Source organism: Mesorhizobium sp. B2-7-3, from assembly GCF_006440715.1.
In the GTDB taxonomy this organism is placed as follows: domain Bacteria; phylum Pseudomonadota; class Alphaproteobacteria; order Rhizobiales; family Rhizobiaceae; genus Mesorhizobium; species Mesorhizobium australicum.
Genome location: NZ_VFTY01000022.1, coordinates 17,663 through 36,600, shown reverse-complemented (window position 1 = coordinate 36,600; position 18,938 = coordinate 17,663). Strand labels below are relative to the sequence as shown.

At 62.7% G+C, this 18,938-nt stretch carries 22 protein-coding genes, 2 pseudogenes and 1 riboswitch; of the genes and pseudogenes, 19 read left to right on the top strand and 5 right to left on the bottom strand.

The features are described 5' to 3' along the window. Nucleotides 1-259 precede the first annotated feature (259 nt). The gene (locus FJW04_RS29775; protein ID WP_140718398.1) at nt 260-688 is read left to right on the top strand and encodes a DoxX family protein; all 429 of its coding nucleotides are present in this window, start codon (nt 260-262) and stop codon (nt 686-688) included. A 137-nt stretch (nt 689-825) separates the two neighbouring features. On the opposite strand, the gene FJW04_RS29770 is transcribed toward FJW04_RS29775, so the two are convergent. Beyond that, nucleotides 826-1,131: a hypothetical protein gene (locus tag FJW04_RS29770; RefSeq protein WP_015317041.1), complete on the bottom strand. Its 306-nt coding sequence runs from the start codon at nt 1,129-1,131 to the stop codon at nt 826-828. Nucleotides 1,132-1,229: 98 nt separating this feature from the next. Further along, nucleotides 1,230-1,499, bottom strand: coding sequence for a hypothetical protein (locus FJW04_RS29765; RefSeq protein ID WP_015317042.1), 270 nt, complete (start codon nt 1,497-1,499; stop codon nt 1,230-1,232). 308 nt (nt 1,500-1,807) lie between these two features. On the opposite strand from FJW04_RS29765, the gene FJW04_RS29760 reads away from it, so the two are divergent. Then, nucleotides 1,808-2,182, top strand: a complete 375-nt coding sequence (locus FJW04_RS29760; RefSeq protein WP_140718396.1) for a hypothetical protein — start codon at nt 1,808-1,810, stop codon at nt 2,180-2,182. Beyond that, complete coding sequence (locus tag FJW04_RS29755) at nt 2,175-2,504, top strand: hypothetical protein (protein WP_224719800.1); 330 nt, start codon at nt 2,175-2,177, stop codon at nt 2,502-2,504. The genes FJW04_RS29760 and FJW04_RS29755 overlap by 8 nt, the downstream gene beginning before the upstream one ends. 157 nt (nt 2,505-2,661) lie before the next feature. Here the strand turns inward: FJW04_RS29755 and FJW04_RS29750 are convergent, their stop codons facing one another. Then, the gene (locus tag FJW04_RS29750) at nt 2,662-3,369 is read right to left on the bottom strand and encodes a hypothetical protein (protein ID WP_015317045.1); all 708 of its coding nucleotides are present in this window, start codon (nt 3,367-3,369) and stop codon (nt 2,662-2,664) included. Between the two features lie 198 nt (nt 3,370-3,567). Between FJW04_RS29750 and FJW04_RS29745 the strand changes: the two genes are divergently transcribed. The 4 genes from FJW04_RS29745 to FJW04_RS29735 all read left to right on the top strand — a co-directional run bounded on the left by FJW04_RS29745 (nt 3,568) and on the right by FJW04_RS29735 (nt 7,194). Then, nucleotides 3,568-5,115: a glycosyltransferase family 39 protein gene (locus FJW04_RS29745; protein WP_246674067.1), complete on the top strand. Its 1,548-nt coding sequence runs from the start codon at nt 3,568-3,570 to the stop codon at nt 5,113-5,115. Nucleotides 5,116-5,282: 167 nt separating this feature from the next. Further along, entirely contained in the window at nt 5,283-5,801 is a 519-nt protein-coding gene (gene msrA / locus FJW04_RS29740) for a peptide-methionine (S)-S-oxide reductase MsrA (RefSeq protein ID WP_140620653.1), read from the top strand. Between the two features lie 152 nt (nt 5,802-5,953). Beyond that, on the top strand, nt 5,954-6,043 hold the full coding sequence (locus FJW04_RS30190; RefSeq protein ID WP_210161496.1) for a putative RiPP precursor: 90 nt from the start codon (nt 5,954-5,956) through the stop codon (nt 6,041-6,043). 98 nt (nt 6,044-6,141) lie between these two features. Next, nucleotides 6,142-7,194, top strand: a complete 1,053-nt coding sequence (locus FJW04_RS29735; protein ID WP_140718390.1) for a formyltransferase family protein — start codon at nt 6,142-6,144, stop codon at nt 7,192-7,194. A gap of 58 nt (nt 7,195-7,252) precedes the next feature. Here the strand turns inward: FJW04_RS29735 and FJW04_RS29730 are convergent, their stop codons facing one another. Further along, nucleotides 7,253-7,561, bottom strand: coding sequence for a hypothetical protein (locus FJW04_RS29730; protein WP_140718388.1), 309 nt, complete (start codon nt 7,559-7,561; stop codon nt 7,253-7,255). Nucleotides 7,562-7,836: 275 nt separating this feature from the next. Then, a riboswitch (TPP riboswitch) is annotated at nt 7,837-7,950 on the top strand. Between FJW04_RS29730 and FJW04_RS29725 the strand changes: the two genes are divergently transcribed. The 11 genes and pseudogenes from FJW04_RS29725 to FJW04_RS29675 all read left to right on the top strand — a co-directional run bounded on the left by FJW04_RS29725 (nt 7,941) and on the right by FJW04_RS29675 (nt 15,771). Further along, complete coding sequence (locus FJW04_RS29725; RefSeq protein WP_140718386.1) at nt 7,941-8,549, top strand: YkoF family thiamine/hydroxymethylpyrimidine-binding protein; 609 nt, start codon at nt 7,941-7,943, stop codon at nt 8,547-8,549. Its footprint overlaps the riboswitch before it by 10 nt. Beyond that, the gene (locus tag FJW04_RS29720) at nt 8,512-9,375 is read left to right on the top strand and encodes an ABC transporter permease (protein WP_181173088.1); all 864 of its coding nucleotides are present in this window, start codon (nt 8,512-8,514) and stop codon (nt 9,373-9,375) included. The genes FJW04_RS29725 and FJW04_RS29720 overlap by 38 nt, the downstream gene beginning before the upstream one ends. Beyond that, complete coding sequence (locus FJW04_RS29715) at nt 9,372-10,139, top strand: ABC transporter ATP-binding protein (RefSeq protein WP_140718382.1); 768 nt, start codon at nt 9,372-9,374, stop codon at nt 10,137-10,139. The genes FJW04_RS29720 and FJW04_RS29715 overlap by 4 nt, the downstream gene beginning before the upstream one ends. Beyond that, nucleotides 10,132-11,148: an ABC transporter substrate-binding protein gene (locus FJW04_RS29710; RefSeq protein WP_140718380.1), complete on the top strand. Its 1,017-nt coding sequence runs from the start codon at nt 10,132-10,134 to the stop codon at nt 11,146-11,148. Before FJW04_RS29715 ends, FJW04_RS29710 begins: the two co-directional genes overlap by 8 nt. Before the next feature lie 259 nt (nt 11,149-11,407). Continuing rightward, entirely contained in the window at nt 11,408-12,046 is a 639-nt protein-coding gene (locus tag FJW04_RS29705) for an isoprenylcysteine carboxylmethyltransferase family protein (protein WP_140718378.1), read from the top strand. 400 nt (nt 12,047-12,446) lie between these two features. Further along, nucleotides 12,447-13,025, top strand: a complete 579-nt coding sequence (locus FJW04_RS29700) for a hypothetical protein (protein ID WP_140718376.1) — start codon at nt 12,447-12,449, stop codon at nt 13,023-13,025. A gap of 230 nt (nt 13,026-13,255) precedes the next feature. After that, entirely contained in the window at nt 13,256-13,420 is a 165-nt protein-coding gene (locus tag FJW04_RS29695; protein ID WP_023769518.1) for a DUF3309 family protein, read from the top strand. Nucleotides 13,421-13,657: 237 nt separating this feature from the next. Beyond that, a pseudogene (locus FJW04_RS30700) lies at nt 13,658-13,826 on the top strand (ABC transporter permease); the annotation flags it as partial. A 57-nt stretch (nt 13,827-13,883) separates the two neighbouring features. After that, a pseudogene (locus FJW04_RS30695) lies at nt 13,884-14,000 on the top strand (spermidine/putrescine ABC transporter ATP-binding protein); the annotation flags it as partial. Nucleotides 14,001-14,077: 77 nt separating this feature from the next. Then, entirely contained in the window at nt 14,078-15,328 is a 1,251-nt protein-coding gene (locus FJW04_RS29680) for an aconitase X (protein WP_140665828.1), read from the top strand. After that, the gene (locus FJW04_RS29675) at nt 15,325-15,771 is read left to right on the top strand and encodes a DUF126 domain-containing protein (protein WP_140718374.1); all 447 of its coding nucleotides are present in this window, start codon (nt 15,325-15,327) and stop codon (nt 15,769-15,771) included. The genes FJW04_RS29680 and FJW04_RS29675 overlap by 4 nt, the downstream gene beginning before the upstream one ends. 156 nt (nt 15,772-15,927) lie before the next feature. Here the strand turns inward: FJW04_RS29675 and FJW04_RS29670 are convergent, their stop codons facing one another. Next, the gene (locus tag FJW04_RS29670) at nt 15,928-16,956 is read right to left on the bottom strand and encodes a LacI family DNA-binding transcriptional regulator (RefSeq protein ID WP_140718372.1); all 1,029 of its coding nucleotides are present in this window, start codon (nt 16,954-16,956) and stop codon (nt 15,928-15,930) included. Between the two features lie 355 nt (nt 16,957-17,311). Here FJW04_RS29670 and FJW04_RS29665 point away from each other — a divergent pair, with 355 nt between their 5' ends. Further along, nucleotides 17,312-18,925 carry an extracellular solute-binding protein gene (locus FJW04_RS29665; protein ID WP_140620628.1) on the top strand — a complete coding sequence of 538 codons (1,614 nt, stop codon included), beginning with the start codon at nt 17,312-17,314 and terminating at the stop codon, nt 18,923-18,925. Nucleotides 18,926-18,938: the final 13 nt, after the last annotated feature.

Below are 18,938 nucleotides of genomic sequence, written 5' to 3'. Positions count from 1 at the left end.
CACCCACCCATATCGTGCACCAGACATAGCTGTGCATTAGCCCCGGCTAACAATATCACGATCAGGGTTACGGACAAGTTTCAGGATCATTAAGAATTTCTAAAGCTGTGCCTGCCGGTAAGCGGTCTTGCTTCTTCCTTCGAGCGGTGCGCTGCCATAGCATCGGGCGTCAAACCGGAACCGGTGAAAATTTTTGCCCGGCATGTCGGATCGGCACATGGCGGTGCGTCCTTGGGGCTGATGAAGCTGGAGAACAACCATGTCGCCCCAAATCGCACAATCGCCGTGGCAGACCGCGGCCCTTCTCGTCGCCCGCCTGATCTTCGCCGCCGTCTTCCTGATGGCGGTGACCTTCAAGTTCCTGGGCATGGAGGCCACGGCGGGCTATATCGCGGCCGCGGGCTTTCCGTTCCCGCTCTTCCTGGCATGGTGCGCGGCAATCCTGGAGGTGGCCCTGGTGCTGTGTTTCCTCAGCGGCGCCTTCTTCACCCAAGCCGCCCTGGTCGCCGCGGCTTACGTGCTGTTCCTCGCCTTTGCCTTCCACGGACCCAGCCACTGGGTCGGCAACCAGGCCGAGTTCGGCTTCTTCGTCGACCATTTTTCGTTCCTGGCCGGACTGCTGTTCGCGGCGGTCCACGGACCGGGAAGAATTCTGGCGCTGGACCTGGGATGGCCGGGCAGGGCATGAGGGTCCGCCGGAGGCAGGGCGTAGAGCCCGCCCGGGGAGGGCACAAAGCCCGCCCGGGGCAAGGCACAAAGCCCGCCCGGGGCAAGGCACAAAGCCCGCCGGGGCAGAGCATGAGGAGCCCGCCAGGGGCAGGGATCTCACATCTGATCGTTGTAGGGCTCCTTCATCTGGCCGACCATGCGGGCCAGCTTCGAGAAAGACGGCATGTCGGCCTCCGGCTGGCACTGGTTGGCGAGTTCCAGCAGCCGGATCGGAAAATTGACGGCGTCGCGGTTCGACGCCGACATGCCGTCCGATCGCTCCTCGCCGGTTTCCGACGCCTCGGCCTTGCGGAGCGCGATGTCGATCTCCTCCGACGTCAGCACCCCCTTTTTTACCAGGACGTGGTTGATCGAGGCGACGGCCATCAGCAGGCCTTCGAGTTGCAGGTTGGCGACGTTCATGGATTTCTCCCTCCGTTGATCGCAGTGGAACGCATCAGCGGCGTTTCCGATCCGGCCGGCGTGCGGGAACCAGCGCGCCGATCGTGAGCGGTCGGGCGCTACTCCTGCGTCAGGCGCTCGCCATACTCGCGCCAAAGCGCCCTGACTTCCAGGCTGCCGAGGCGCGGGATCGAAGGGTCGCCGCAGTCTATGGCGACGGTGCCGATGTCGTAATTGGGGTAAGCGTTGGCGACGAAGCGGATCGCTTCGCCAAGCGAGTGCACCCGGATGACCGGATCGGCCTGGCCCTGGCCGGTGCTGCGCACACCGGAAACCGTGGCCGGAGCGTGCCGCATCCTGAAGACGGATGCCATGGCTGGTCTGTCCATCGTCCTCTCCTACAAGGCCGTGCGACGGGAATCATTCCATGAGCTGGCGCTGATGATTTCACAGGAGCCGGTTCATGAACAGCCGGATAAAATATCAGCCGCCGGGATCATGCCCTCTCGGAAAATGTGAATTTTTTCCTATTTGGCATTGACCGGTGAGGGCAGCGATGCTATAAATCCATCCATGGTGCTGATTTGCGCCGACCGACCCGCCGCCGAGGCGGGTTTTCTGTTTCTGGCCCCTGGTTGGGCTGCCTGCCGATGCGGTGGCGCCGTAGGGCGCTGCTTCCGCGAGATGCGAGAATCCCATGCCCCGCTATGCCAGCATCATCACCGGCGATGACGGCCGCGAGATCGTCAGCGCCATCGGCGAATTCGAGGGCGCCGGCCCTGTGGCGCGCCTCGGCCGCGTCGAGGAGGTTCCCGCCGGCGTGCTGATCGGCATGGTGCGCGATGCGGCCGGTGGCTTCTGCTTTCCGCAGGCCGGTATCGGCGCACAGCTCGTAGGTCTCGCCATGGCGCGGCTCAAGGCTGCAAGGCCTGTGGCGAGGCCCGCACAGGCCGCGAAGCCGAAGCGCGGAAAGGCCAGGAAGAAATCCGCCCGCTTGAAAAAGCGGGCCAGGCAGGCGCCGCCGAAGGCCGCCGCCGATGATGTCAATGTCGGGGCGCGGACCCATGACTGATGAAACCGGGCCGGCGCGCCGCAAGGCCAGGGCGGCAAGGCGCAAGCCCGCTGCCAGTCCGGTAGCCGCCAAGACGCCCCGGCCGAAGCGGACCAAGAAAACATTGGGCGACGATTTCCTGGCCGCCGTGCGGGCCGATTTTCAGGCGCATGGCGCCGGTGTCCTCGCCGAGGTGCGGACCGACAAGCCGGACCAGTATCTGAAGATCGTGCTGTCGGTGCTGCCCAGGGATTTTGATGTCGCCGTCAACCAACTGGACGCCCTCTCGGATATTCTGTTCGAGGTGATCGTGCGGAAGTTCGGGCCAGCCCCGGAGGACTGACCGCCGGCCTTGCTTTGGGACCGCACCTGAGGCCTCGATCGAACCAAAAGCCCGCCTTGGCTCACGCCGGGGCGGGCTTTCTTGCGTTTTCGGGCCGCTCATCGTTTCACGGATACGAGGCCCGGCTCCTCTTCGGCGCAAGGTCGGAAAACCGTACTCAGGCCAGGATGTTGACGGCGCGGGCCGCGACCAGCGCGATCGTGAGCAGCGAGATCATCGCCTCCGCCATCATCAAAAGCTTGGCGCGCTGGGAAAGGGGCAAGGTGTCGGTTGGTGAAAACGCCGTCGCATTGGTGAAGGCGAGGAAGAAATAATCAACGAAGCCAGGCAGCCAGTCGCGGACCTCGCGATCGTCCAGGGTCATTTGCGGAAACAGAAAATCGGCATGGGCGCGTTTGACCAGTCCGCAGGTCGGCGGCCCGCCGCGGTCGGTGCTCCAGAACCACAAGGCGAAAACGATGATGTTGGTGAGCCAGATATTGAGCGCGTCGACCAGCAGTGTCTGGCCGCTGCTGCCGGCATGTCCCGCCAGCAAAGCGCGCACCAGCAGCACCAGCGAGCCGCAGTTCATGACACTGACGACGCCGGTCATTACCAGGGCCGTTCTGCGGATCATGACGCGAAAACGGCCGACGAGATACCAGTGCTCTTCCTCGACCGCTTTCTGGGTGGCGACCTGCGTCCAGGCGGTGGCCACGGACAGGGGCACCAGCAGGGCGGCCTCCAGCGCCGGCGCCAGCCAGCGAGGGCCGAACGAAAGATCGTTGATGACCAGAAGCTGCAGGCAGATGATGACGAGGACAGCCGCGCGTGCCAGCCAGAAGTCGAGCGCGCGGTGATGGATGACGGCATGCTGGTGACGCATCGAATGTCCGGGATGCTGAAGTGGGATCAGGTGTGCGGGCTGTTTTGCCCAGGGAGGGCAATAGAATGCCGAGATTCCCGCTCAATCTTGGTATTGCAATGGCACCCAAGTATACTTTTTTGTAAGCTTTGACCTTGGGGCTATTCGGCAAACCGGGCGATGTGATTTAAGCGCGGCATGGCGGGAATTGACGACTCCATGGATCGTTGGGTGCCGGCAGCACTGCCTGCCGTGGGCCTGGACTCGTCATTGGTCTGGTCCGCGCTGCTTCGGCACCCTTGGGGTTTGCTGGCACTTTTGTGCCTGGTGCAGATCCTGTGCTGGACCCTGGTGCCAACACTCATCGATCCCGCACCGCCCGGCGACGTCGTGGAAGGCTTCATGTGGGGCCGCGAATGGGTGCTTTTGACCTACAAGCATCCGCAACTCCCCGGCTGGCTGCTCGAGACCAGTCATCTCCTGACCGGATCGTTCCGCTGGCCGCAATATCTGCTGGCCCAGCTGACGATCTCGGCCACTTTCGTCCTGGTCTGCCTGCTGGCTCGCGACACGCTCGGCCGCGACAAAGCGCTGGCCGCCGTGCTTTTGATGCCGTCGGTCTATTTCTTCGGCTGGCCGACGCCGCAATTCAATCACGACTATGCGCAGATGCCGTTCTGGGCGGCGATCTGCTGGTTGCTGTGGCGCGCCAGCCGCGGCGGCGGGCCGGGCTGGTGGCTGGCGCTCGGATTGGTGTCGGGCGTCGGGCTCTACGCCAAGTTCTCCACCGGCTTGCTGCTTGCCTTCGGCGGCCTCTGGCTGCTGTGCGACCCACGTGCGCGCAGCCGGCTGGCGACATCCTGGCCATGGCTTGGCCTGGCTGTGTTTCTCGCCGTCGCCGCCCCCCTTGCCATCGCACTCTACCGCATCGATTTCCTGCCTTTGACCTATTTCGCCGGCCGCGATGCATGGGTGGGCGAGCACCGGGCGCGGCTCTATTATATCGGCGTCCAGATGGCCGGCCTTTCCGGCTTTCTCCTCGTGTTGGCGCTATCAGGGCTGTTGCGGCGCTCACCAGCACCGCAAGTGCCGGTCGAGCGCGACACGCTCGTCTATCTCTGCTGGATGGGGCTTGGGCCGGCGGCGCTGATCATGGTGGTCTCGCTGTTCACCGGCACCGGCGAAGCCTGGGGCGCACCGATGTACAATCTTGTCGGCGTCGTCGCGCTCGCCTTTCTCGGTCACCGGCTCGGTGCCGTCGAGATGAGGAGGTTGGCGATCTGCGCCTTCATCTGCATCGTCGCCATGTCGGGCGCCTATGGGGCGATCCGATGGACGGACTGCAATGTGCGGGGACGCATGGACGCCGTCTGCTGGCCGGCGCGGCCGATCTCGGACGAGGCCGAGGCAATCTGGCACGCGGCGGCGCCGGGCCGGCTCGACATCGTCGGTGGCGACACCAATCTTGCCATGCTGGCTGGCCTCAACGCCTATGACAAGCCGTCTATCTTCACCGATCTCGATATGCGGTTCGCACCCTGGATCACGAGGCAGCGGTTGCGCGACCACGGCATGCTGATGGTCTGGTCGGGTCGTCACGTGCCGTCAAGATTTCTGGCGTGGGTGGACAATATCCCGGTCAAGACCGTTCTTTTCAACTGGTCGCGCGAGGCACCGCCGGTGGCGATCAGCTTTGCCGTCATTCCGCCCGGCACGCGATATCTGCCGGCTGCCGCCAGCAGCCGGACCCGGCATCCGCGCAGCTAGGGTGAGCGGCGTCGTGCGATCTCCCTATAATACAACCGGACGGCCGCTCGTCTGACTGGACGAAGCTGGCAACAATGCCCATTTATGCACTATCCAAGTTTGTGCCGCGCAATTCCCGACGGAGAGCCGCTACACTTCCCCGGAATTGCCTTTTGAGGAGACGTGACATGGCGACTTCGAGCGAACGTGCAGTGCTTGCCGGCGGCTGCTTCTGGGGCATGCAGGATTTGATCCGGCGCTTCCCGGGTGTCCTTGCCACGCGTGTCGGCTACAGTGGCGGCGACGTGCCGAACGCCACCTATCGCAATCATGGCACGCATGCCGAAGCCATCGAGATCACCTTCGACCCGGCGAAAATCAGCTTTCGCCAGCTTCTGGAATTCTTCTTCCAGATACATGATCCGACGACGCGCAATCGCCAGGGAAACGATGTCGGCATGAGCTATCGCTCCGCAATCTACTACACCGATGAGGAGCAGAAGCGTGTGGCGGAGGACACCATCGCCGATGTCGACGCCTCCGGCCTGTGGCCCGGCAAGGTCGTCACCGAACTTGCGCCGGCCGGAGCGTTCTGGGAGGCCGAACCAGAGCACCAGGACTATCTCGAGAAATATCCCAACGGCTACACCTGCCATTTCGTCAGACCAGGCTGGAAGCTGCCGGTTCGTGAAAAGGCGGTTTCATAAGGCTCACCAGCCGTTTTGGCAGCAGGTTGGGTGTAAACGCTCGTCGATTGCCAAGGATCATACGCATTGGGGCTGTTAGCCGCCGTCCGGCGGTTGACAGTTCGCTGCGTTGCTGGCCAACTGTGTGGGTTGATCGATCATCGGGGATGAGCATGAAGAAGATCTACGAAAAGCCGGTGTTGGTGAAGCGGGAAAGACTCTCAAGTGTTGCGGCGGGACCGCTTTCTTCCAAGGCAGCCTGACCGGCCAGGCCGGCTTTCGGGCCTGGCTGGCCGAGTTGTAACGGTGATCGAATTGCTGGCGCGGGCAGGCTACGTCTCGCCCCGCTGGGCTTGAGAAGATGATTTTTTCCGAACCCGCGGCCCGCGCCGGGGAACTCAATGCAATTTTCATCCTGGATGTTTCTGCTTATACCGGGCCGCTGCTTTCCGGATGGATCGAGGCGGGAAACCGTGTTGGTGCGATCATCGTGCCTGGTTTTCAACGCCCATCCAGAGGCTTCAGCATTGGCAATTTTCGGCGCAGGCTGAGGCGCCGGCTTTTGCTCAGGCGCCATCTCGGCAACACGCCGGTAAAGCTGATCGAATTCCGCCGGCCTTACGACTGGAACGAGCTTGCCCGGCAATTGCCTGACATCGCCGCGGATGTGCTGATCTGCTTCGCTTTCCCGACCTTGATCCCGCAGCAGCTGCTCGACCTCTTTCCCAAGGGCGGGCTTAATTTTCATCCGGCGCTGCTGCCCAACTACCGGGGGCCGCATCCTCTCCATCGTCTTGTCGCGGATGGCCAGCATGCGGTCCATGGCGGCGTGACACTGCATAAGATGTCGGCCAATTTCGACGACGGCGACATCCTCGGACAAGTGCTGTTCACCGAAGCAGACTGGGCATCGCGGCGGGATATGGTGGACGGCGTGGCGAGCGCGATGCGCCGGTTGGTGCGTGAGGTGGCGCCAGGCTATTGCAAGAATCTGGTGTCGGGGATGCGGCAGCCAGCCGGTGATTTCGTCTGGGCTCGACTTGAGCGGGACCACATGGCGATTTCGTCCGACATGTCGATCGGGCACGTTGCCCGGATGTGGCACGTATTGGGCGCTAAACCCGGTATCTATCTGGATGTCGCCGGCCGCAAGGTCAGGCTGGCCTTCCAGGTCAGGCGACTGGGTCCGCCAACCGGAAAGGGTCCCGTAAGGCGGTGGGGGATGGTGGAGTTCGATCTTGCCAATGGCCGGGTTCGGCACCTCACCTACGGGCGCCTGCTCAAACGGCTGATGAAAATATACGCCTCATTCCCACGCCCCCGGGCCGGCAAACCGTACGCTGAATTAAGGGTCTTTGGCCGGGTGGGCAGTGAAGCGGCACCAGAGCCGCAAGCGGGTAGTCGCGGACACTGAATCCCAATAATGGGAACCGCGGAAACTGCGTCCGCGGTTCTCATATCGCGATGGCAAACTACTTTCCGCAGTTGTTGTCGTTCACGGTCGGCGCGGTGGCGTTGCCATTGGCGTCCGTCTGTGCACCCTGCGGGTTGGTCGGGCAATTCTTGTCCGCATTGGAATTCATGTCGCCCGGCGTGGTGGTCGTGCTGTTGGTCGCGCCCGGATCGATCGTACTGGGTGAAGCCGGGGTGCTTGGGTCCACAGTGACGGACTTGCCGCTACCGCCGGGCCCATCCGCGCCCGCTGCGCTATTGCTTTGTGCCATGGCGGATGTTGCAACGGCAATGGTGAAGGCCGAAGCCGCGAGGATTTTCATGAACATGATTTGTCTCCATTTTCTGTGAACTCGTCGCCGGGAACGGTGCACGGTTTCGCGGAAATCATGAACCGCTCAATCTCTTGTTTTGACACAATCCCGAACGGAAAATTGGTCCTGGAATCGCGTCCAGCGACTGGTGGGACAACCCCTCGGAATGGCGAAGGTTCCAGACAAATTTCCGCGCCGGCGATGTCCAATTGCCCTGGAGCTCGGGCAATGCTTTAGCGCGGCTTGCCAAAAAAACAGCTTTCCCAACCGTCCGAATGATGCTTTAACGCGCCTATCCACAGGGGTGCTCCGTACGGTCGGGGCTGAGACGGGGGCGGCAAGCCCACAGACCCTAGAAGCTGATCTGGGTAATACCAGCGGAGCGAGGCGGGCGATGTTTTCAGGCGCACAGGTTTCCCTATATCCAATGGCCGACGATTTCGTCGGCATCATTCTGGGCGCGCTCGGCGCGCTCGATCCGTACCGCGATAAGCTCAGGATCGAGACCGACGACATTTCGACCTTGCTGGTCGGGCCCCCCGAGGTGTTATTCCCTGCGCTGCGCGACCTTTTCGTGGCCGCGTCTGGCAGCGGCAGGCATTGCGTGCTGTCAGCCACCATTTCGCGTGGCTGCCCAGGCGAGCCGGATGACCCGATCTGCCGCTCCGACACGTTCGGCGGACCTGCCGGGCCACTCGGCTCGCGCAAGCAAGCCGCCATCACCGCAGTGCGCGGCGCGCCGGCCACTGGCCAGCCGGCGGCGGCGCAGTTCTCGCTCTATGTGATGGGCACTGACGACCACATGGACGAAATCTATGGCTGCATAGATTTCCTGAAGCAGTCCGGCGTCTACGATCGCTCCAAGAATTTCTGCACCAAGCTGCGCGGCGATGCCGGCGCGATCTTCTCGGCCCTCGATGAAGCCTTCTGCCGCTTCGGGCCCGGCGCCGGCCATGTAACCCTCGATGTCACGGTCTCGGCCAACAGTCCCACCGCCGTCTGAACCGCTCGTGGTCTCATCGTCATTCAACCCGCGTAACGTCGCGGGCTTCTTCGCAAAAACAGCGCCGGCCGTGATATCGATCGGTTTGGTGCTCGTGGCCTGGGAACTGTACGCAAACATTTCCGGCATCAAGCCGACGGTTCTGCCGGCGCCCTCGCGCGTCTTCGAACAGGCGATGCTCAATCGGGAAGCCTTGGTCGACAACGCCATTCCCACGGTCCGCGCCACGCTGATCGGTTTTGCCTGTTCGCTCAGTGCCGCCTTCGCCCTGTCGATGCTGGTCGACTTCTTCCAGCCTTTGCGGCGAGCGCTGTTTCCCATCTTCATAGTCAGCCAGACTTTGCCGCTGGTCGCCATCGCGCCATTGGTGGTGCTGTGGTTCGGCTTCGGGCTGGCGCCCAAGATCGTGCTGGTGGCGCTGGTCACCTTCTTCCCGATGCTGGTCGCGCTGGTACAGGGCTACGAGGCTACCGAGGTGGAGATCGGTCAGATGCTGCGTGCCATGGGAGCAGGGCGTTGGCGTGTCTTCATGCTGGCACGATTGCCTTCGGCGCTGCCTTATTTCTTCGCTGGCCTCAGGATATCCATCACCTATGCCGTCGTCGGCGCCATTTTCGCCGAATATGCAGGCGCGGCCAAAGGGCTGGGCATCTACATGCTCAACGCCAAGAACAATTTCCGTCCCGACCTGGTGCTCGCCGCCGTCTGCGTCAGCGCAGCGCTCACCCTTGTCCTGTTCGGGCTGACGATGCTGCTGCAGCGTCTTGCCATGCCCTGGGAACGAGCCGCTGGCAGGCAAGGCGCTGGAAAAGGTCCAGAAGCATGAGCCGGCTCGAATTGCGGCATGTTCGCAAGGCGTTTGGCGGGCTCGATGTGCTCGCCGACATTTCGCTTCGTGTCGATGCCGGCGAATTCGTCTCGATCCTTGGACCTTCGGGAGCCGGCAAGTCGACGCTGTTCCAGCTTCTGACCGGCGCCGAGCATGGCGAGGGTGAGATGTTCTTCGACGGCGTGCCGCTCGACGATCACGGCAGGCATTTCGCCTTCATGCCGCAGCGCGACGCGCTGATGCCGTGGCGGCGCATCCTCGACAACACCACGCTCGGACTCGAGGTGCAAGGCGTCAGCCGCAAGGCGGCACGGAAGCGTGTGGCTCCGCTGATTGCCGAGTTCGGCCTTGCCGGCTTCGAGTGGCACTTTCCAGCGCAGCTCTCGGGCGGCATGCGCCAGCGCACGGCGCTTTTACGTACCGTGGTGCAGGAACGCGATATGTTGCTGCTCGACGAGCCGTTCGGCGCGCTCGACGCACTAACCCGTGCGGCCCTGCAGCGCTGGCTCGAACAGATGTGGCGGCACCACCACTGGACGGCGTTGCTGATCACTCATGACGTGCGCGAAGCCCTGTTCCTGTCCGACCGCATCTATGTGCTGTCCGCGCGGCCTGCCCGGGTCGTGCGCGAGATCAAGGTGCCGCTGCCGCGCCCGCGCGATTCCGCCAGCGCGGCCACGCGGCAGGCGGGGGCACTCGAGGCCGAGATTCTCGACATTTTGCTCAACCCCCAGCCATCCAAAGGACATGACCATGATTGACTTGACGCGCAGGCAAGCCCTGCTGCTCACCCTTGCCGGCAGCGTACCGCTGATCACCGGATCGAGCCGTTCCTTCGCGGCAACGCGGACGGTCACGGTCGCCCTCGACTGGACGGTCAACACCAACCACATTGGGCTGTTCGTCGCCCGCGATAAGGGATTTTATCGCGAAGCCGGCCTTGAGGTCGACATCCTGCCCTACAGCGATACCGGTGCCGGCACGCTTGTCGCCAACCATGTCGCCGATTTCGGGATCAACGGCACCATCAGCCTGTTCACCCAGAAGACCGCGGGGGCCGATCTGAAGGGCGTCTATGCCGTCGTGCAGTCCGAGACAGGCCGGCTGGTGTTCAATGCCGCGCGCAGCGAAATCAAAAGCCCGAAAAATCTGGATGGCCTGACTTATGGCGGTTTCGGCAGCGCCTGGGAGACCGCGCTGATCTCGACCATCATCCGTCACGACGGCGGCAAGGGCTATTTCGAGACGGTGACGCTGGGCACTTCCGCCTACGAGGCGCTGGCCAACGGTTCGGTCGACTTCACGCTGGAAGTGTCGACCTGGGAGGGCGTCGAAGCCGAGCTCAGGGGCGTCAAGCAGCGCAGTTTCGTCTATGCCGACCATGGCGTCCCCGATGAGCACACGACGCTTATCTCTTCGAGCGAAGCGTATCTCCAGGCGAACCCCGAACTGGCGTCGTCCTTCATCCAGGCAACGCGGCGCGGCTACCAATTCGCCGTCGATCATCCAGGGGAGGCCGCCACGCTGCTGATAGCCGCCAACAAGGATGCCCTGACGAATCCGGCCTTGGTCCACGCCTCGCTGAAGGCACTGCTCGAGGGCAATTATCTACGCGGGCAAAATGGTGCCATCGGGACGTTGGACCCTGCCAAGATGGAAGCGATCGGCAACTACCTCTTCGCCGCCGGCATTCTGCGCGACACCGACGGTAAGGTTCTGCCGCAGAGCCCGGATTTCGCCAGGTATTTCAACAACGCATTCCTGGGGTAGCTGGCCAATCCCTTAAGGAGAGGATCAACTCGGGCGAAACCCATTCCTGGCGATCCTCGAAGCGGAGACAATCTGCACGGCCGTGCCTTGTGTCTCGCATGTCTTTCGGCGGCGCCGTCGCCGTTTCTGATGCCGATATGATCTTCTCGGTTAACCGCACAGCAATGGTTGCGTGCAAAGGTCCCTCCGAGGGATCATCGGGGTTCTTGCCTTGCTTGCACCAAAAAGCGAAACGCTTCCGCGCGTCAACCAGGGCGGGATGATATCCGAAGCGCGCAAGCGCGAGATCCTGGCCGACTTGCGCGAAGGCTTCTTTCGCATTTGTGCGCTCGCATGCGCCGCGCTGTTTGTGTACCGGGGCGTGTATCACTTCGTGCAGGATCCCACCCGGTTCAATATCGCGCTCGTGGCGGTTTCCGAGACGCTCACATTTACCTGGCTGCTGCTGTCGCGGCGGCCGGTGACGCGTGACTGGAGCCCGCTTGCGGTAGTCGCTTCGGTGACCGCCAGTTTTGGTGTCGCCTTGATCACCATGGAACCGGGCATCCCCATCATCCCCATCTATGTCGCCGCGCCGCTGCAGTTCCTGGCACTGTGGTTCGTCATCTGGGGAAAGCTGTCGCTGGGTCGTTCCTTTGCCATCCTGCCCGCCAATCGCGGCGTGATGACCGGCGGCGCCTACCGCCTGGTGCGGCACCCGATCTATGCCGGTTACCTAAACGGCCATGTCCTTTACCTGCTGTCGGCCTTTTCCTTCTACAATCTCGCCGTCTATGCGGTTATCACCTATCTGCAGGTGTACCGCATTCTGCGCGAGGAGGCCTTGCTTGCCGCGGAACCGGAGTACCGCTCTTATATGGAGCGCGTGCGCTATAGGCTGTTTTACCGGATATTCTGAAGGCCAGACTGCGAGAGTGGCCGGTCCTGTTTGATCCAGAGTTGGCCAACAGGGCTCCTTAGCGGCTAGTGGTCCGGAACTGCTCCGCAGGTGAGGTGCTGTATCCTGGCTGTTCGGTAGCAAGCAGCCTGGCACCAGATCATCGGCTCTCCAACAGCTGGCTCTAAATCGTTTTTTCTCGTAAACTTCTCAAAATATAGACATTGCAAACGTCTGCCATTGGATATTTTCTAAACGTATATTATATTTTTATTATCATTATCGCTTTCTTGTTTCGACAGTTAATACCATGCCGCTCACACGTATAGCGTGAATTGAAACTCAAAACTCTCTTCGACGTAGTTGCCATCGCAATCGGCTGCATGCCGACTGCCTAGCGCAACGACAACAGGAGAGTGTTATGGCCTTTACCATCAAGACAGTCGCCAGTGTGTTGGCGGGTAGTGCAATAGTCTTGGTTCTGTCCGTGCCAGCAAACGCAGCAGGTCTTGGCGTCGGTGTCGGCGCCTCGGTTGGCGGTAGCGGCGGTGTCAATGCCGGTGTCGGCGCCTCGGTCGGCGGCGGTGGCGGCATCAATGCCGGCGTCGGTGCCTCGGTCGGCGGCAGCGGTGGCGTCAATGCCGGAGCCGGCGCCAATGTCGGCGGCTCGAGGGGCGTCAGCGCCGGGCTCGGCGCGTCGGTCGGCGGCAGCAATGGCGTCAATGCAGCGGGTGGCATCAATGCGGGGCTTGGCGCCAGTGTTGGCGGCGCCGGTGGCATTGGTGTCGGCGCGGGCATCGGCAACGGCACCAATCCCAGCAATCCGTCCAACCCGAACAACCCATCCAATCCCAATCACCCCAACGTTCCGGGTGTCGTGGCCCAGATGTCAAGCTCGCAGGTGACGCGCATGAAGAAGCGCTGCGTCGATGTCCTCAGCAGCGAAGGGACCTATGACCGCGACTTGCGGCAGCTCTGCCTGCTGATCGCACGCCGCTGAGGCTGAGGGAGGTTGCGGAACCAGCCGTAGGCCTGACCGCACTCTCCTGGCCTCCGGCCGGTTGGAAAGCCCGCCGTCCAGGCGGGCTTTCTGCGTTGCGGGCTGTGTGTTCCGTAGCCGCAATAGTCCGGCGGAACGCCAGCCCCTCTAAAACGTTCATACCTTGCGACATCCGAAATGGCGCGATGTTGAACCAGCGCGAAAGCGCGCATTCAGGAGCAGGGAAGGCCATGGGTCTCGGAACGATACTTATCATTATTCTAATCCTCGCGCTGCTCGGCGGCTTCAGCGGTCTGGGCGGTGGCCCGTTCTACGGAACCGGTTACTATGGCGGTGGCGGTCTCGGACTTGTGTTGATCATCGTCATCATCCTTGTCGTCCTGGGACGCATCTAGCCGGCTCCTCTTGTGTCGCCGGCGTCGCGGTCCCGTGAGCGAACCCGCGCCGGCGTGCACTGGAATGTGATGGAAGCAGGCCGGCTTGTGATCATGCGCCCCGCAGGACGGCTGTATGGTGATTGCGGTCCACACCCCCCGTGGAAACAAGAGGAGAGGGTCCCACCCCTTCATCCTCCTCCAAGGCCCGCCCCGGTTCCCGGAGCGGGCTTTCGTTCTTCTGCAAAGCGATTGCCTTCGGTCTTTCTGCCGCTCTCGGCCACGGTCTTTTTTCTCCGTCATGACCGACCTGCCGCTGACGGGAAAGCCGTGGGCGTTCACGCTGGGCAATTACGCCGCCTTCTTCTCGCAGAATCTCTATCTGACGCTGCTGCCGGCTTCACTCCGCCTCGGCCTCGAGGTGACGGGCTATCGACGACTCGCTGATCGAAGCCGGGCGCTCGCTCGGCCTCGCGGCTGCGCCGGCCAGACGTTGAAAGTCATCGTCCAAAATACTGGCGCCGACAGGCTGGTGGAAGGTCAGGATGTGGTGCTGCGCTGGTCGCCGGAGAGCACAGTGCTGATTGCGGCGGCGGGCTGATCGTCGTTTCGGCTCTTGCCAGACCGCTGACAATGAGGAACGCATAGCCGGGCCCAAGTTAAGCCCGGAGCACCTTGATGACGCTTGACCTGACGGCCCGCGACCAATCCATGCTCGATGGCGAGCAAGGCCCAGCCGCGGCCGCCGCCATGAAAATCCTCGTCGCCTTCTCCAACGCGGTTGGGGCCGGCAGCCTGCTCGACATCTCAGGCGCCCATATCGATGGCTGTCTCTATCACGGCAAGGCAGGGCTCGATTTCGTCGAGCGGCTGGTCGAGGGAAGCGGACGTGTCCGGGTGCCGACGACGCTCAATGTCGGGTCGTTCGACCTTATTCATCCCGGCATGGTCAAGATGCCGGCGGCTGAAGAAATGCCGGCGCGGCGGTTGATGACGGCGCATCTGGAACTTGGCTGCCAGGCCACATTCACCTGTGCCCCCTACCAGACGCGGTTCCGGCCTGAATTCGGCCAGCAGATCGCCTGGGGCGAGTCCAATGCCATCGTTTTCGCCAATTCGGTGATCGGCGCTCGCACCAACCGCTATGGCGATTTCATCGACCTGTGCTGTGCCATGACGGGTCGCGCACCGGGCTGGGGCCTGCATCTCAGCGAGAACCGGCGCGGCCGCATCCTGTTCGAGCTGGATGTTGCCGACGGGGAGCCGAGCGACAGCCTGTTCGTCGGCGTCGGGCTGATCATCGGGCAAGCCAGTGGGGACCGCATTCCTGTGATCGTCGGTCTGCCGCAACCGCGCGACGAGGACCAGTTGAAGGCGCTGGGCGCGGCGGCGGCAACGACCGGCGCGGTGGCGCTGTTCCATGCGGTCGCGATCACGCCGGAAGCGCGGACGCTCGACGAGGCGTTCCATGGCCATGCGCCGGAAGAGACGATCCGCATCAGCCGCGCCGATATCGACCATGCGCTGGCCAGACTGTCTGGAGTGCCCGACGGCGCGCTGCTTTCAGCCGTGTCACTGGGCACGCCGCACTTTTCCCACCAGGAATGGATGCGCCTGTTGCCGCTGCTGCGTGCGGTGGCGCCGGGCAGGGGCATCCCGATCTATGTCAACACCGGCCGCGCGACGCTGACACAATTGCAGGAGGAGGGGGCATTGGCTGGCATGGAGGCGTTCGGCCTGGTCCCGGTCGCTGACACCTGCACCTATGTCACCTCGATTCTCGAGCGTCTCGACGGCGTGGTGATGACCAATTCCGGCAAATGGGCGCATTATGCGCCGGGCAATATCGGCGTGACCGTCGCCTTCGCCGAAATGAAGGATTGCATCCGCTCCGCCGCCGCAGGGCACGTCGTGCGGAGCGGCTCATGACGCGGTCGATTGAAGTGAAGGTCGTTGAAAGAGCCGGCACATTCCAACTGGCCGGTGCCGCCGAGGGCGAGGCGCTGGTGTTCTCGCAACCGCTCAGCTTCTGGGGCGGCATAGACGCCGAGACCGGCGACATAACGGATCATTCGCACCCAGGCCTTGGCCAGAATGTCTCCGGCAAGATACTGGTCATGCCGAGCGGGCGAGGGTCCTCGTCTTCTTCCTCTGTCTTGGCCGAGGCAATCCGCAGGGGCACGGCGCCGGCCGGCATTCTTCTGGAACGGCCGGACCCGATCCTTGCCGTTGGCGCCATCGTCGCCGAGTTCCTCTACGCGATCAGCATGCCGCTGGTGGTTTGCGACATTGGGGGCATTGTTTCCGGCGAGCGGATCGCGATCGATGTGGGCGGTGATGGCGGGGCGATTGTCCGCAAGGTCAGGAAATGAGCACGCGCTGATAGGGTGAGCGCTGCATCCGGCTGCCGCCTGCCTCTAGGACGCGCCAACCTACCGGCCGATCAGGCCTGTCATTACTCCAAATGATCTAACCGACACCGCCTAAATCCTTGTTTTGTGCGTGCCGAGCCAAGTGCTGCGCGCGCCTCAAATCTCCGGGATGTTCTCCTTGAAGATCACCTGCAGCCTCGGCTGGTGCAATTCATAGGGGAGGCCCCGGACGGCGTGGGTTAGGATGTTGAGCGCCTCGCGGGCTTCGACGCGCGGGTTCTGGTCGATGACGGCGTCGAGCGTGCCGTCGAGCAGCAGTTCCTTGGTGCCGTCCGTCGCCTCGTGGCCGAGGAAAACCATGGATTGCGCACAGCCGCGTTCCTTCAGCGCACGCGCTATGCCGGTGTTGCCGGCGCCGACATTGTAGATCGCGGCAAGGTCGGAGTGGCGTTCCAGAAGGGCTGACGCCTCCGAATAGGCCTTTTCGCGGTCGTCGAGCATTTCGCGCATCTCGACGATCTCCAGATGGGGGGATTCCTCGGTCAATATGTGCCGGAAGCCCATCTCGCGTTCCTCGTGGCCACGATAGGACAGCGAGCCTGCAAACAGTGCCACCTTGCCGGGGCGCCCCGGTCCCATGAAACGGCTGAGCAGATAGCCGGCCAGCCGCCCGGCGGCGCGGTTGTCGATGCCGATATAGGCAACCCTTGGCACATGCAGGATGTCGGAGGCGATGGTCACCACCTTGACGTCGTTGGCCGATAGCGAGCGGATCGCCTCGCGCACCGTCGGATGGTCGAGCGCGATGACACCGACGCCTTGCGTCTGGCCGCGCAAATCCTGCAGCAGGCGGGCGAGCCGGTCGGGATTGAAGCCCTCTATGGTGGCGATATGGACGTCGAGATCGGGGCGCGCCAGGGCTTGTGCCTCGATGTGGCGGTGCAGCATCTTGATGAAGGAATTGGTGCCGGCCGGCAGCGCGAAGTCGAGCCGGATGACCTCGCCGGGCACCGGCCTGGGCGGAGCCCCGTTCGGGCCTTCGGCGATGTAGCCGAGGCGCTGCGCCATTTCGAGCACGATCTCGCGTGTGCGCGCCCGCACGCCGGGGCGATTGTTGAGCACGCGGTCGACGGTGGCGGCGGAGACGCCGGCTTCCCGGGCTATGTCGGTCAGGGTGGAACGCACCGTCTCATCTCCTCAATGCATCAGGGATGACGCAGTGCCGGCTGGCGGCTGATTGCGCCCAACGCCCCGCGATCCGCGATTCTGATGGGAAATGATGTATCCGGCCTTGGCCGATGCGCAAGCCGCCAAGCTAAATCAACTCGTCCGGCACGATCGTGTCGGAAAGGGAGATCACATTTCCCATCAAATCGACGCATGCGGAGCGGTCTATGAACCTTGGTATGACGCATTTCCTCACTCTATGCGATGTTGCGATGTGTTTTGATTATTAATGATGTTGACAGCCTTCCGATCCTGCCGTCAATATCCCTCATGGGCTCGTGGAGGAAACATTGGGCCTGAGGGAGGAATTCCAATGTCTGATTTGATCCGCATCTCGCGGCGCCGGTTGCTGGCGTCCGGAGGAAAGGCGGCGGTGTTCGTGGCCGCCGCAGGTATCGCTCCGCAATTCATTCGTCCCGGCCGCGCCTTCGCGGCCGATGCGCTCGCACCTGGCATGATCGGCGGTCCGACGGGCTTCGATGGCGCCGAACGCTATCAATACGGTCCCGACACACCGGAGGGCCGCGCCATCGAGGCCGCCAAGGCTTTGAAGGGCGCCGGCAAGGCGCCGGCCAAGATCGTGCTTGGCCTGTCGGACGGCTCGATCGGCCAGCTCACCCAGCCTTTTCCGGCCGGGGCGCCGTCGATCAAGGAGCTGTGGGAAAAGGAAACCGGGATCCCGATCGAGATCGTCGGTCTGCCGAACGGCCAGGAATTCACCAAAACCATGCAGGACATCTCCACCAAGGGTGGGGCCTACGACATCTATTCGACCGAGTGGAATCGCCTTGGCGATCTCGCCGAGACCGGCGGCATCGCCAAGCTCGACGACTTCGTCGCCCAGTACAAACCCGAATGGGACGATCCCAAGACCGGCTATGTCGACGGCGCCAAGGGTGTATCTCTGCTCAACAAATATCGCGGCTCCAACTATGGCGTGTCGTTGGACGGCGACTTCCAAACCTGGGTCTATCGGACCGATCTGTTTGGTGACGAAGCCGAGAAGAAGGCCTTCAAGGACAAATACGGCTACGATCTGGCGCCGCCGAAAACCTGGAAGCAGCACGGCGATATCGCCGCCTTCTTCCAGCGTCCGGACAAGGGCCTGTTCGGCTCCACCGACCTGCGCAACCAGGGCTGGGGCTACACCAACTGGTATCAGCGCTATGTGTCAATGGCCTCGCCCAACCAGTTTCTGTTCGGCGACGACGGCAAGCCGCTGATCAATTCCGAGCATGGCATCGCCGCCACCAACGAATATGTCGAATCGCTGGTCCATCATTCGCCGGACGCGATCTCGTGGGGCTGGCCGGAGCAGTACGGCAATTTCGCCAAGGGCGGCGCGGCGATGACCTGTGCCTTCTCCAACCTGCCGAAATTCCTCGACAATGCCGGCAACAAGGACTCAAAGGTCACCGGCAAGATCGGCACGATGCTGCCGCCCGGCCGCGAGATCGACGGCAAACTGATCAGCCGCTCGGTATTGTGGTTCTCGCTGACCGGCATGGTCTCGTCGCAGTCGAAAAACCAGGAGGTCGCCTATCTCCTGCTGCAATGGCTTGGCTCGGCCCGCATCTACGCCTGGATGAGCGCCAACCCCGGCGGCTATCTCGATCCGTTCCGGCTTTCGGATTTTTCCGATCCGCTGGTGCGCCAGACCTACCACGCCTACCACATGGACGTGGTGCGCGAGACGGTCGCCCGTACGGTGCCGACCATCAACTATCCCGGCGCCACCGCCTTCCACAACGCGCTGGACGAAAACCTGATGGCCTCGCTGACCAAGGCCAAGACATCGGAGCAGGCGATGGCCGACACGGAAGCCGAGTGGAAGAAGATCGCCCGGCGCATTGGCGAGGACAAATTGCTCGAAGCCATCAGGACCAACAAGGAGGCATGGCCGACCGTTCTCGATCCGATCAGCTGATCCATCTCCCTGG